We start from the raw sequence: 13,371 nt of genomic DNA on the forward strand, positions 1-13,371 counted from the left end.
GAGGGAATCAGATTCCCTCAGGGGTCCCCTCACGGACCGCGAACTTGCGGCCGGGTCCGGGCCAGGCAGGGCAAGTCAGGTCAGGGTCGCGCGGAGGGCGAGGATCAGCTCGAACCGGTCGTCCGGATCCCACAGCCGTCCCTCGAACATCGCTTCCAGCTCCTGGGCGCGAGCGCGGACGGTCTGCGGATGGATCGCCAGCCGGTCCGCCACCTCGCGGACGTTGCCGCGCGTTTCCAGCCAGGCGAGCAACGTCCTCGCCAGCCGGCTGTGCTGCTTCGAGGTCAGCTCGGCCAGCGGGGCCAGCCGTCGGCGGGAGACGTTCGCCGGGAGCAGCGGGTCCTTGTGCAGCAACAGCGTCGAGAGATGATCCGCGCACCAGGTCAGCGGCTCGTCCGGAAGCGCGTGGGCGGCGACCAGCTGCAACGCCTCTCGCGCCGCCGTGAGCGAGCGGCCCGCCCGGGGCGGCGGCACCGGCGGCCCGACTGCCGCCCGATGACCTGACAACGCGGCGGCGAGCGCGCCCCGTTCCTCGGGCATCGCCAGCAACAGCCGTGGCGCGGCGTCGTCGAGGTCTTCGAGAGCGTCGAGCCCCGTGATGTCCGCCGGTCCTTCGAGGGCGACCGCCACCAGCCGGTGCGGCAACGGCCACGCGGCGTCCGCAGCGGCTTCTTCGAGGGTTTGGGTGGGGGTCGGCGGGTCGGAGAGCAGCAGGTCGAGCAACCGCCGACGGCGGCGTTCCCGCGCACCCGTCGCCCGGGCCCGCGCGGCCGCGTGCCCTTCCACCGACAACGCCGACAGCTCGTCGATGTAGGCGAAGATCGCTTCAGCCAGCAGGCACAGCGTCGCCGACGGCACCCCGGCGCGCGTGCCCACTTCGGCCATTCGCCGCCAGGTCACGCGCGCGCCGATCCGGTACGCCGCTTGGAGAACGTCGAGATTGCGGCCCTGCTCGAACTCGTGCACGCCCAGTTCGACGAACACCTTCCGGCGCTCGTCCGAAACCGCGCCGCCCGAAGCGATCCGTTCGACGAACTGCAGGATCGCCGTCTGCACGCCGCCGCGCAGCGCTTTGCCGAACGCGCCGTCGAGCGGCTGCGCGTAACCCGGGACGGTGCGCTGGATTTCGCGCAGCACGTCGTCGGCGACGTCCAGCAGCCGGGGCCGGAACACCGCGGCCAGCTCGCGGGGGAGCATCGCCCACAGCCGCCCCGGCCGTCCGTCTCCGCTCAGCATCGGTCCGAAGGCTGTCTCGCCGGACAGTCCTGTCACATGCCTCACCACTTCGCTGGGATGACGGCGGGGGTCAGGAGCCGAGCAGCGCTTCCGCGCGCAGCGCGATCTCCAGGTCGAGCCGGTCGTCAGCGTTGTCGAGCCGGTCGCCGAACAGTTCGGTGAGCTGGTGCATGCGGTACCGGACGGTTTGCGGGTGCACCTTGAGGATCTTCGCGATCTCGGGCGCGCTGCCGCGCGACTGCAGCCAGATCAGCAGCGTTTCGCCGAGCCGTGCGCGCTGTTTGGGGGTGAGGTCGTTGAACGGCTCCAGACTGCGCTCGCACAGTTCGCGGACCAGGAATTCGTCGGCGAGCAGCCACAGCGTCGACAGGTGGTCCGTGCAGTGCGTCACCGGTGCGTCCGGCAGCACACCGCGCTGGACGAGCCGCAGCGTCCGGCGCGCCCAGAGCAGCGAGCGGGGCGCGTCGGTGAGCCGGACGGAGGGGCCGAGCACCGCACGCCAGCCGGGCAGCCGCTCGGCGAGATCGGCCAGCTGCTCGTCCGGGGCTCCGGCGACCAGGCACGGTTCGCTGCCTTCGAGGTCGACGAGGACGTCCGGGTGCAGGTCAGGCGTGACGAGGCGGTGCTGGCCGGAGCGCGGCTCAAGAGCGACGACCGTGACCTCGTCCGGCAGCGCCCACTGCGCGGCGGCGGCCTGCGCCGCGATGGCCTGCGGCGCGGACGGCGGGTCGGCGAGCAGCAGGTCGAGCAGCCGGCGCCGGCGGCGGGCCAGGTTCCCGGCCGCCCGGGTCTGTGCCGCGGTGTAGCCCTCGATCGACAGCGCGGAGATCTCGTCCACGTAGGCGAAAATGGCTTCGGCTCCGGTGCACAGCGTCTCCGCGGGGAGCCCGGCGGTCTGCCCGAACTCCGCGATGTGCCGCCACGCCACCCGTCCGCCGACGCGGTAAGCGGTTTGCAGGCAGTCGAGGCTGCGGCCCTCGGCGAACTCGATCTTGCCGAGATTGCGGAAGATCGCGGTCCAGCCGGCCGAGGGCGCGGCGGCGGGCACGCCCACGCTGTCGAGGCACTGCAGGATCGCGTGCCGGACCCCCTGCGTGATGACCTGCCCGAACGCGCCTTCGATCGGCTGGCGGTACTCCGGCACCGCCAGCTGCACCTCGCGCAGGATGGCCTTCGCCAGCGGGTCGACCCTCGGCGCGAAACGGGTCGCCAGTTCCCGCGGGAGCGACGCCCACAGCCCGAGCGCGCTCGACGCGCGGACGGGCCGGGTTTCCGCGGAGATCCGGGGGACAGGCGGGCGGACTGGTCCGTCCGCCCCGGACTGCGGCCGGACGGACGGCCCGAAAAGGCGTTCGCTGGAATACGGCCGGTAGCCCCGCAGTGCGGGACGGGCGAATCCGGAGTCCACGTCGGTCATGTTTTTATCCTTGCTGGCAACAAAACCGGCCTCTTCGCGGTCGAAGCCGATCCAGATTTTGTGGCACAGGCAACATAATTTCACCGGAACTGCACTGTCAACGGGCCGGTGGCGGACGCATCCATCCCCCGTCAGGACTACACCCGAACGGGTGGAATGGAGTGGGCGCGGGTGATATCTCCGCGGCCGCCGGATGCTACGCGGATGACAATTTTCCGGCGGGCGTTTTCGTGTCGCCGACCGCCGCCTCGAGGCGGGCGGCCACATCGTCGAGGGTGAGCCGGGCGGGCGCGGCCCCGGTGACGAACTCGTTCAGCAGCACGCAAAAACCGTCCGGATCGGACACATGTGGAAAGTGTTTCGCGTTTTCCCGCACGATCAGCCTGCTGTCCGGCAGCAGTTCGGCGGTCCGGTGCGCGTGCGCGACCGGGATGAGCGGGTCGCGTGCGCCCCACACCAGCAGCATCGGCACCGATTCGGCCAGGTACAGCTTCTCCGCGGCGCTCGCGCGCTGGCCGCGCAGGTCGAGCAGGCTGCCCGCGATGGACAGGAACGCCCGCCGCCGCGCCGGATCGGCCAGCGACCCGAAATGCCGGGCCAATTCCCGTGTTTCAGTTTTCAACGAACCGCCCAGGAGACGGCCGAGCCGGGCCGCCCCGCGGGCGAGCGAGAGCGTCGGCCGGTTGACAGTCAGCGCGAGAACGGCGGACGCGCCGGGCAACGCGGCGGCACGGAGCGCCAAGCTCACTTCTGGGCCGAGCCCGGCACTGCTGACCAGCACCAGCCGGTCGCACATTTCCGGGAACTGGTAGGCGAACTGCATCGCGATGCCGCCGCCGAGCGAGTGGCCCGCGACGGTGGCGTGCCGGATGCCGGACACCGCGAGCACGTCGCGCACGATGCTCGCCATCGCGCCGAGGCCGTAGTCCGCGCGAGGCGCGTCCGAACCGCCGTGCCCGGGCAGGTCCAGCGCCAGCACGCGCTGATTTTCGAGTGCCGGGCAGCGCTCGAAAACCGGCGTCCAGGTTTCGATGCTGCCCGCGATCCCGTGCAGCAGCACGATCGCTTCGTCGCCGGTGTCCGCGGCGGGCCGGTATTCGCGCAGCCGGATCCGGCGGCCGTGCAGGGTGCGGAGGTAGGTGTCGAGTGTCATCGGAAGCCTTTCTCGGGAATCCGAAATTAGGGCAGCCGGCTTCTCGCGCGCGCTGTGGCAAACGCCACTTTCCGGGAATCCGGGACGCGAGTGACAGGAAAGGAAAGGAAAAAGTGGGCGCGCGTGCGAGTTTTCCGTGCGGGCGCTACGGCTTGTCGACATGGCGGTGGCACCCGGGTCATCCTCGACGCATGGTCGCAATGAAGCACCGGACGCGCTGATGTCGTGCCGCGCGACGATCCATTTCGCCCGCCTAGGGCACAGCTCGCCTCCGCCGCGACCGGCACGCGGGTCGTGGCGGAGGGTGCTGCCGATGCCGGTGAGCCAGCTGCCGTGCGGGGCGGACAGCCGGTTGCCTCGGACGGCAGCTGCGCGGCCGCTCCGTCAGGCGATCCTCCGGTACTGGCACGGCTGCGCGCGGCGGTCGTCCCGGCGCGGAGTGGCGGTGCCGGTGTCGAGCGCCGCGACGTCCATGTCAGTTCCTGGTGGTGTGGCGGCGGTGCCGGTGGGGAGCGGTGCGATGGCCGGGCCGGTTCCGAGCGCCACGGCGGCAGTTGCGGTTCCGAACGGCGCGCCAGCGGTGCCGGTTCCGAGCGCCGCGAAGGCGATGCCCGCGGTCAGTTCTCCGGCGGCCGATGCGCGCGCATGAGGCGCTGTGCGCGCAGAGCCAGCTGCATGCCGAGACGGTCGTCGGCGTCCTTGAGGCGGTCGCCGAACAGCCCCTCCAGCTGCCGCAGCCGGTTGCGCACCGTCTGCGGGTGCACGCCGAGCCGCTGGGCGATTTCCGGTGCGCCGCCGCGGGTTTCGAGCCAGGCCAGCAGGGTCTCGCTGAGCCGTTCGCGTTGTTTGGCGCTGAGCGAAGCGAACGGGTCGAGGCTCTGCCTGGCCAGTTCGGCGGCGAGGAAGTCCTCGGCGAGCAGCCAGAGCGTGGCCAGGTGGTCGCGGCACCAGATGACCGGGCCGGGCGTCTCCGGCCCGGACAGCTGCAGTGCCCGGCGCGCGGTGCGCAACGCGGCCGGTGCGTCGGCCAGCGGCACGGTCGGCGACACCGCGGCCCGCCAGCCGGCGGGCAGCGCCGCCAGCGACGTCAGGTCGGCGTCCGGATCTCTGGCGAGCAGATGCGGCTCGGCGCTGTCGAGGTCGGCCAGCACGCTGTCGCCGAGCAGGCCGGCCGGGAGGTCGCGGGCGCCGGGACCACGCTCGAGCGCGACCATCGCGGCCGTTTCGGGCAGTGCCCAGCCCGCCCCGCTCGCCAGTTCGGCGATGCTGCTCGCCGCGCCTTCGGGAGCCTGGACGATCAGCTCCAGCAGCCTTCGCCGCCGTCCCGGAACAGCGCCCGCGGCGTCGGCCTGCGCCTGCTGGTAGCCGGCGATCGCGGTGGCGCACAGCTCGTCGACGTAAGCGAAGATGGCTTCCGCGCCGACCGAGATGACGGCCGGGTCGACGCCCGCGTTGAGCACGGCGGGGTGCATCGCCCGCCAGGCGACCCTGGCCCCGGTCGTGGCGGTGTCCTGGAGTGCGTCGAGGTTGCGGCCTTCGGCGAACTCGACGCGGCCGCGCTCGCGGTAGAACTCGATCCACTGCTCGTGCGGCAGGTCCGGGGCCCCCATCGAGTCGACGCAGTGCAGCACCGCGTACTCGACGCTTTTGACCAGTACCTTTCCGAAGACGCCCTTGAGCGGCTGGCGGTAGGCCGGGACCGTGCGCTGGGTTTCCTGGATCATCGCGGCCGCGGCGTGCGCGGCGTGCGGACGCAGGCACGCGCCGAGCGCGCGCGGCAGCGAGGCCAGCAGAGCGAAGCTGCGGTACTCGACCACGAATCCCCCTTCGAGGCGCTTGGGCGGCGGTGAGCGTAGCGGAAAGCGTGCGTCACTAAAAATCAACGAACGGTACCGGAAAGAGCGACGCCAACACGCGCTTTTGACACGGACGAGTGCGAGTTCTACGCTCCGTGGCAGCTGGTACCGGTTATTCCTGAACCGTCAATTTTCGAGTAAGGGATTAAATCGTCGTGCGCAGTTCCGTCGCCTCCGGCAGCTCCGTATGGGCCCGTCTCCCGCGCCGGCTCGGCGACGCGGTGCGCCCGCGGATCCCGGAGATCGCCAGGGCCTGCGTCGACGGCATCGCGGCCGAGGTCCCGGATTATTCCCCGTGCTTCGGCAGCGACCCCGGGCGCGCGGCCGCGATCGAGCAGACGCGGCGGGGGATCGAGCGGGACATCGACCGCGTAGGCGCCCCGGCGATGTGGCAGAGCGACCGGCTGGCCGATTTCCGCGACCACGGACGGGCGGCGTTCCGCGAGGGGCTCAGCCGGGAGTCGGTGCAGGCGGCGGTGCGCGTCGCGAGCCGGGTGATGTGGCGCTGGATCGCCGACATAGCCCAGGAAACCGGTCTGTCCGGCGACGTCGTCTACGGGATGGCCGAAGGCATGCTCGGCGACGTCGAGACGGCGATGGCGGCTGTCGCGGAGGGCTACAGCGCGGCCGAGGCGGCGGCGTCCGACGGCGGCGAGCGGAATCGCCGTGTGCTTCGCGCGGTGCTCAGCGGCCGTCCGCCTTCCGAATCGGACAGTCTGGTCGCGGGGGCCGGACCGCCGGTGCCCGCGCGCGTCGCGGCGGTGGCGTTCCGGGCGCTGCCGGGTGCGCCCAAGTTCCCGCCGGGACTGCTTCCGGAGCACGTCTTCGCGGATCCGTCAGGCGACCCGCCCGCGGCGCTCGCCGCCGACCCGGATGCGGAGCTGGCCGGACTCGACGGCCTGCCCGCGGGCTGGACTGCGGCAGTCGGCCCGCTGGTGCCGTCCGGTTTGGCTCCCGAGTCGTTCCGGGTCGCGCGCCGCGCCGCCGACCTGGCGTCCCGGGGGCTGCTGGACGCGCCGGGCCCGGTGGTGTGGTGCCGCGACCACGTGCCGGCGCTCCTGCTGCTCGCGGACGAGTTCCTGGCGGCGCAGCTGGCCGAGACGACGCTGGCCCCGCTCGCCGGGCTGCCCGAGCGGCGGCGGGGGCACTTGGCGGAGACGTTGCTGGTGTTGGTTCAGACCAGGGGGAGTGCCCCTGAGCTTGCGCGGGCGCTGGACCTGCATCCGCAAACGATTCGCGCCCGGTTGAAGACGCTCGCCGAGTTGTTCGGGGAGCGTTTGACCGATCCTGGCGAGCGGTTGCGGCTGGAGTTGGCGTTGCTGGCGGAACGTGCGCTTCCGGACCGGGAGTGAGTTGAGCGGCCCCGGTCCGGAAACACGCGTTACGCGGTAGCGGAAACCTTGTCCTGCCTAGGGAACTTCGGCGACCTGCTCGCTGCGCGACCCCGGAAGCCGTTCCGCGGCAAGCCCGGCTTCGCCGGTGCAGCGGATTCCGGTCCGCTGCACCGATCGCGGGAACACCCACCGCCGGTAACCGAACCACCGGAAGGCCGTACCCGCCAACGTGCCCAGCACCATCCCCGCGACGAAGTCCGCGATTTCCTGCGTCAGGTAGCCGACATGAGGCTCTTCGATCCGCAGGACGTACCGCGACGCCAGCAGCGGCACGAGGTTCGCCGCCACAGCACCCGCGTTGACGGCAAAGAACAGTGCCGCCTCTCGCCACCGGCCATGGCCCCCTCTGTCCACAAACGACCATCGGCGGGACATCAAGTACGCGAAAGCCGTCGACGCGACAGTCGCGATCGCGAGAGCCGTCACCGGTTTCTCGTGCAACACGGTCAGTTTGAGGCTGTAGTCGACCACCATGGTCACCCCGTACGCGGCCGCTCCGACGACGGCGAAGCGAAACAGTTCTCGCGGCCGGGGCATGGTTCCTCCAGAGGACGCTGGCCGGGGAGAACCACGGTTCAGCAGTTCGACGTGGCCGGTTTGCCCGCGATCCGGTCCTTGATGAAGGACAGGACGTCGGCGTTGCCGGTGTAGACCAGCGTGATGTGGTCGGTGTCGTAGGTTTTCCACGTTTCCTGGACACCGGCGGCGCAATAAGCCTTGTGCAAGCTGTCGGCCTGCGCGAACTGCACCAGCTGATCGCCAGTGGCGTGATAGAGGAACAGCGGTGCCTTCGGCGGAGTGCCGCCGAGCTTGTTCTCGTTCAGCCGCGCGACCCACGCGGGCTGAATGTAGCCCGGACTCGTGGTGTAGTCGGAGATCTTCTGATTCGCGTACGTCGTGAGCAGTTCGAACGTGCACGCACCTTGCTTCATCTCGGCGAACTTCGCGCGGCCGTTGTCGCTGAGGAACGAGTCCAGCTTCAGCTCCGGGTACGCCTGGTCGAGGCCGAGCAGGGCGTAGGCGAAGACCCCGAAACCGAATTTGCCGTCGAGTTGCAGCGTCACCTGGACGAGGTCGGACGGCACGCCGCCGGCGGCTATCCCGGCGAGATTCAGCTCCGGTGCGTACGACGGTTGCAGCTCGCCCGCCCACGCAGCCGCGCCGCCGCCCTGGGAATAGCCGCGGAAGACGACCTTCGCGGTGCTGGACAGTCCGGCCGGGGCGAGCCGCTGGGCCGCGCGGACCGCATCGATCAGGGCCGGGCCTTCGGAGCGTCCCACGACGTACGTCGTCTTGGGGGAGCTTTGGTAGCCCTCATAGTCCGGGACAGTGACGGCGTAACCGGCGTCGAGCAGGTCGTCGAGACCGGGTTGCTCGTAGAAGGCGCCCATGTCGAGCATTTTCGACGGGGTACAGCCGAACGCCGGGCCGTGCGTGCCGGGAGCGAAGGCGACGATCGGCGCGCTCGCGCGGTTCGCGTCCTTCGGCACCAGCACGGTGCCGGTGACCGCGTCGGGCTTCCCGAGTGCGTTGGCGGACAAGTACATCACTTGCCACGCGTCGACGGATGCCTTGCGCGGACCGGCTTTCGACGGCCGCCAGCGGATGACGTCGCCCGGCTTGCCCGCGGGCAGGGGAGAGGGCGGCGTGTAGAAGGAGTCGTCGGCCGGGCCGGGGTCCGGCGCAGCCGAGGCCGCCGGGGCGAACACCGGGACGAGGACCAGGGCGACGAGTACGGCGAGCGCGCGCCGGGCGGTCATGAACTCGTCCCGTAAACGCGCTGGCAGGTCGGGGATTCGCTGAACGCCAGGTTCAGTTCGGGGTTCGCCTTGAGGTCCTTGATCGGGCCCTCCGGGTCGGCGAGCTGGCCCATGGTCGCGTCGGCATCGGCGATCGCCTGCCGCAGGCTGGCCTGGTCGTCCACCTTCGCCTGCTCCATCTTGGACTTCGTCGCGACGATCTTGTTCGTGGTCTCGGCGAGGTTGGCGGCGGCTTTGTCCACTGCGGACTGCCCGTCCGGCACCGGCGGCACGCCGGCCGCGCGGATGCCGCCCGCCATGTCGCCGAGGGCCGAACCCAGCCGGTCGAGGAAGGCGACCATCGCGTCCCGGGTCTTGCCGGGAGCGGTGCTGTCGGCGGCCGGCGGCTGCGAAAGCTTCGCTGAGCCCGCGGCCACGCTGGTGCACACCTTGCCGACCCAGGCCAGCGCGGCGGGATCGGCGTGGCGGCCGGAGGCGGCGGGGGCGTCCGAAGAGCAGGCGGTGCACGACAGGAGCACGGCCGCCGCCGTCGCGAGCACCGCGCTGTGCATTCTTTTCATGGTTTTCGAGGCTACGCAGCACGGTCGAGGGCGGGCAAGAACGGAATGCCGTATTGGCACGCGCGTCAACATTTCCGGGGCAGTGTTTGTCACCTGTGTCAGCGGTGCTTTGCTGGTTCGTGCCAGCGGAAAGTCGCCTGCGCCTGCTAGGAAACCGGGCTGCGCGGCGTGCCGAAGTGACAATTTGCCGCGCCGGCTGCGGGTTTTCCGGAAAAGCTCTTGATCGGTGCCTCCGGGGCTCGCTAGCTTGCTGATCGGTAGCGAATTCCGGTTTAACCGCTCCGCCTTTTCGTATCACTGTTGATACCCGGAAGGACCATCGTGAGTCACCCAAGAGGCAAGAAGAAGATGGCCGCCGCCGCGGCCGCGGGTGCGGCGGGGCTCGTCGCCGCCGCGCTGGTCGTCGGGGCGCAGGCCAGTGCCGCCGACCCGATCTCGCTGACGCTGAACTACCACTGCACTTTCCCGCTCGTGGGCTCGCAGTCGCTGAAGGTGGTGATCAACACCGACCTGCCGCCGGCTGTGAACGCCGGGCAGGCGACCGGGGCCTTCGACATCAAGGCCGTGTCGACCATCAACGCCGACACGGTCAGCGGTCTCGGCCTGATCGGGGCCACGACCCTGGAGGGCAGCGCGACCGCGAGCGCGAAGGTGGCCGCGCCGGGCCTCGACCTGCCGGTCAGCGTCCCGATCGCGCTGGACAAGACGAACATCCCGCCCTCGGGCGAGATGAACATCAACGCGACCGGCAAGACCCCGTCGCTGACGTTCACCCAGCCCGGCCAGGCGAAGATCACCGTGGGCGACCTGGCCCTCAAGGTGACCCCGCGCAAGGCGGACGGCTCGGTCACCGGGATCACCCCGGACGGCACCATCGACGCGCCGTGCACCCAGGACCCGGGCCAGAACAACACCCTCGCCACGATCACCATCAACGGCGGCGGGACGTCGACGCCGCCCCCGTCCTCGTCGTCCGAGACCCCTCCGCCGACCTCCGCGACGCCGCCGCCGACCTCGGACACTCCTCCGCCGACCTCGGCGACCCCGCCGCCGGGCGGAACCAAGTTCGCGTTCGGCATCGACGGCAAGACCTCGCTCAAATCGCTCGGCAGCACCGCGCCGATCAAGGGCGGGTTCGACGCCGACGTGGACATCGCGGCCAAGAAGTTCACCGGCGACCTGAAGCTCGCCCCGACCAAGACCGAGTTCAAGCTGCTCGGGTTCCTGCCGGGCAGCGCGGACGTCAAGGTCGTGCAGAACGGCACGCAGAGCGGCGAACTGGTGGGCACCGGCTTCAAGGCGCACATCAAGTTCGACGTCTTCCTGCCGACGGTCAGCCTGTTCGGCTTCCCGATCAGCACCGACCCGAAGTGCGGCACGGTCAGCCCGTCGACCAGCGAGATGACCACCGGCGACGGCTTCGACCTGCTCAAGGGCGGCAAGCTGTCGGGCACCTACGCGCTGTCGGCGTTCCAGAACTGCGGTTCGTTCAACGACTGGATCAGCGGGTTCGCCAAGAGCGACGGCAACTCCCTCGACCTGAACCTCGCCCGCCAGTAGCCCGATCTGCCGGTCCCCGTCGCGCCGCGGCGGGGACCGGCGCCATGCCCCGGAAAGGGGGAACCCGTGCGGAAAGCCCGGTCGCTCCTCGCGGCAGGTCTCGCCTGCTTCGCCGTTTCCGCGGTCGCCCCTCCCGCGTCCGCGGCGACGCAGGTCGACAAGACGCTGAGCTACACCTGCCCGTTTCCGTTGATCGGGCAGCAGAAGCTGGACGTCGAGGTGAAGGCGTCGTTCGAACTGCCGTCCGCGCCGGGCGGCACGGTCACCACCTCGGACCTCGGGGTCGCGGTGACCGTGCCGGACAAGGCCGTGCGAGGCCTGGCGCTGGTCGGTGCGGCGAGCATCGAAGGGACGGCGTCCGCAGGGGTGACGCTGGCCAACGGCCCGCTGACCCAACCGGTCGACGTGCCGCTGACCGTGCCGAAGACAGCGCTGCCGCCATCGGGGCCGTCCACCGTGCGGGCGACCGGCTCGGTGCCGCCCATCACGGTGCCGAACGCGGGCAAGGCGACGGTCACCCTCGGCGGTTTCAGCACGCGGCTCACGCCGAAGAAGGCCGACGGCTCGTTCACCGGCCTCGGCTCGTTCACCTCGGACTGCACCCTCGATCCGGGACAGGACGCGGTACTGCTGAGCTTCGACGTCGGGTCCGCGCAGAGCGCGTACAACTTCGGCTTGGCTGGAACGACGACGTTGAAGACACTGGGGACGACGGTGCCCCTCGCCGGATCTTTCGCTGTCACCACACAACCATCGTTCAGCGGCGTCCCGGCGTTCGACCCGGCTCGCGCGGAGTTCAAGCTCTTCGGGTTCGTGCCGGGCGTCGTGGATCTGCGCTTCACGCCGGACGGTCAGCAGGCCGGCGAACTCGGCGACGGCGGGTTCGTCACGCACGCGAAGCTCGCTCTCGCATTGCCGCAGGTGTCGCTGTTCGGGGTGCCGGTCGCGGACGCGGGCTGCCGGGCGAGCGCTTCGATCCCGGTCGATTTGCGCACTGGCAGCGGATTCGCGCTGACGACGGGTGGGCCGGTGACGGGGACCTACACGATCCCGCCGTTGACCGGCTGCGGGGCGCTGACCGCTTACCTCAGCTCTCTCTTTCAGGGAGAGGGCAACGCTTTCACCGTCGCGCTGACCGCGCGCTGACCGAGGTTCGCCCAGACCCGGGGGTTCGGAGGCGGGGCACGGTGCTGGCCGGTGATCCCGGCGGCACTGTGCCCCGTTGCGGGTGTTTAGCCTGCGAGGCAGGGATTCCGTCGATCGGGCTGGCTCGGCCAATGTCGCAAGTGCACTGTCTATAAAGGACTGTCTGGGGCGGCGGAAGGCTCGATTCCGAGCGCGAGCCGGGCTTGCAGCGTCCACGCGGCCAGAAAGGCTTCCTCGCCCACGTCGCCGGGAGTGTGGCCGATGAGCGCGTCGAGAATGGGGTAGTAGGTCAGCGACGCGAGCAGTACCGACCCGGTGGCTTCCGGATCCTCGACGCGGAAGTCGCCGCGCCGGACGCCGGACGCGATCCACTCCGTCGCGGCCGTGTAGACGGAGCCGAGCACTCCGTGCCACATCTGCTCCAGCAGGTCGGGAAACGGTTCCAGTTCGCGGAAAACGATGCGCAGTGCGGCCTGGTTCTGGCGCATGTTGTCCCAGACCAGCCGCGCGATCACCGGCAGCGCCTCGTGCGGCGCTTCGGGCAGCGCGGTCGCTCGTCTGCTGCTGTCCCCGACCGTCGCCAGATGCTGCCGCACGATTTCCTCCAGCAGCGCTCGCTTGGACGGGAAGTGCTTGTACAACGCCCCGGAACCAGGGTTGAGCCCGCAGGCTCGCTGGATGTCGGCGGTCGAGGTCTTGTCGAAGCCGCGTTCGGCGAACAGCCGGGCGGCTGCCTCGACAAGGTGCTGCCTGGTCACTCCGGGAGTTGAACGCGCCATAGTGAGAGAGAGTACTCTCTTTCCTATGATCGAGGTTCAGGTGACCGAGACGATCAAGTGCCCGGCCGAGCGCGTGCTCGAATTCGTGATGGATCCCCGTGCCTACGCAGCGATCGACAGCAAGATCGGCGAGATCGACTGGGTGCGTCGCGACGGCGACGTCACCGAATTCCGCTTCGCCAGCAAACTTCCGGGCATGCCCGGGCCCGCGCCCAAGGTGGTTTCGCGGATGAGCCGCACCCCGGGCGAGCGAGTGGACGTGCGGCTGCCGCCGGTCCCGGCGAACCGGCTGGCCAACCTCGTCTCCGAGTTCAGCGCCAGCTGGGTGTGCGTCCCCTCGGGCGAGCGCACCGCGGTCACCCGGACAGTGCGTTGCGGGTTCAAAGGGCCGCTGAAATGGTTCGCGGAGCCCATCCTGCGCCGCACTCTGCGGCCGGACATCGAAGACGAGATGCGGCAGGCCAAGGCGGTTCTCGAGGCCGGTCCGGAGTGAACTAGCAGCCGAAGTCC

12 protein-coding genes are annotated in these 13,371 nt (G+C 70.4%); 4 read left to right on the forward strand and 8 right to left on the reverse strand.

All coding sequences use genetic code 11. From position 1 onward, the window contains the following. Positions 1-75: 75 nt before the first annotated feature. From ACWGIC_RS22045 to ACWGIC_RS22060, 4 genes are all read right to left on the reverse strand, one after another. The gene (locus ACWGIC_RS22045) at positions 76-1,236 is read right to left on the reverse strand and encodes a PucR family transcriptional regulator (protein WP_452077825.1); all 1,161 of its coding nucleotides are present in this window, start codon (positions 1,234-1,236) and stop codon (positions 76-78) included. Between the two features lie 70 nt (positions 1,237-1,306). Then, entirely contained in the window at positions 1,307-2,653 is a 1,347-nt protein-coding gene (locus ACWGIC_RS22050) for a PucR family transcriptional regulator (protein WP_452077826.1), read from the reverse strand. Between the two features lie 196 nt (positions 2,654-2,849). After that, positions 2,850-3,806 (reverse strand): alpha/beta fold hydrolase, encoded by a 957-nt coding sequence (locus ACWGIC_RS22055; RefSeq protein ID WP_452077827.1) that lies wholly within the window; start codon positions 3,804-3,806, stop codon positions 2,850-2,852. 617 nt (positions 3,807-4,423) lie between these two features. Further along, on the reverse strand, positions 4,424-5,623 hold the full coding sequence (locus ACWGIC_RS22060; RefSeq protein ID WP_452077828.1) for a PucR family transcriptional regulator: 1,200 nt from the start codon (positions 5,621-5,623) through the stop codon (positions 4,424-4,426). A 194-nt stretch (positions 5,624-5,817) separates the two neighbouring features. Here ACWGIC_RS22060 and ACWGIC_RS22065 point away from each other — a divergent pair, with 194 nt between their 5' ends. Then, positions 5,818-7,014 (forward strand): PucR family transcriptional regulator, encoded by a 1,197-nt coding sequence (locus tag ACWGIC_RS22065; protein ID WP_452077829.1) that lies wholly within the window; start codon positions 5,818-5,820, stop codon positions 7,012-7,014. A 57-nt stretch (positions 7,015-7,071) separates the two neighbouring features. Here the strand turns inward: ACWGIC_RS22065 and ACWGIC_RS22070 are convergent, their stop codons facing one another. The 3 genes from ACWGIC_RS22070 to ACWGIC_RS22080 are packed head-to-tail and all read right to left on the reverse strand — an operon-like array spanning position 7,072 to position 9,376. Beyond that, positions 7,072-7,593 (reverse strand): GtrA family protein, encoded by a 522-nt coding sequence (locus ACWGIC_RS22070; protein ID WP_452077830.1) that lies wholly within the window; start codon positions 7,591-7,593, stop codon positions 7,072-7,074. A 38-nt stretch (positions 7,594-7,631) separates the two neighbouring features. Beyond that, on the reverse strand, positions 7,632-8,816 hold the full coding sequence (locus tag ACWGIC_RS22075) for a lipase family protein (protein ID WP_452077831.1): 1,185 nt from the start codon (positions 8,814-8,816) through the stop codon (positions 7,632-7,634). Beyond that, a complete protein-coding gene (locus tag ACWGIC_RS22080; RefSeq protein WP_452077832.1) occupies positions 8,813-9,376 on the reverse strand; it encodes a hypothetical protein in 564 nt (187 codons plus the stop codon). Before ACWGIC_RS22080 ends, ACWGIC_RS22075 begins: the two co-directional genes overlap by 4 nt. Positions 9,377-9,697: 321 nt before the next feature. On the opposite strand from ACWGIC_RS22080, the gene ACWGIC_RS22085 reads away from it, so the two are divergent. Together ACWGIC_RS22085 and ACWGIC_RS22090 are read left to right on the forward strand one after the other, a co-directional pair. After that, positions 9,698-10,936 carry a DUF6801 domain-containing protein gene (locus ACWGIC_RS22085; RefSeq protein ID WP_452077833.1) on the forward strand — a complete coding sequence of 413 codons (1,239 nt, stop codon included), beginning with the start codon at positions 9,698-9,700 and terminating at the stop codon, positions 10,934-10,936. 66 nt (positions 10,937-11,002) lie between these two features. Continuing rightward, positions 11,003-12,082 (forward strand): DUF6801 domain-containing protein, encoded by a 1,080-nt coding sequence (locus tag ACWGIC_RS22090; RefSeq protein ID WP_452077834.1) that lies wholly within the window; start codon positions 11,003-11,005, stop codon positions 12,080-12,082. 149 nt (positions 12,083-12,231) lie between these two features. Here ACWGIC_RS22090 and ACWGIC_RS22095 read toward each other — a convergent pair whose 3' ends face one another. Next, positions 12,232-12,840 (reverse strand): TetR/AcrR family transcriptional regulator, encoded by a 609-nt coding sequence (locus tag ACWGIC_RS22095; RefSeq protein ID WP_452077835.1) that lies wholly within the window; start codon positions 12,838-12,840, stop codon positions 12,232-12,234. A 46-nt stretch (positions 12,841-12,886) separates the two neighbouring features. On the opposite strand from ACWGIC_RS22095, the gene ACWGIC_RS22100 reads away from it, so the two are divergent. After that, entirely contained in the window at positions 12,887-13,354 is a 468-nt protein-coding gene (locus ACWGIC_RS22100; RefSeq protein WP_452077836.1) for an SRPBCC family protein, read from the forward strand. Positions 13,355-13,371 lie beyond the last annotated feature (17 nt).

The sequence above is a fragment of the Amycolatopsis sp. NPDC054798 genome, assembly GCF_053611505.1.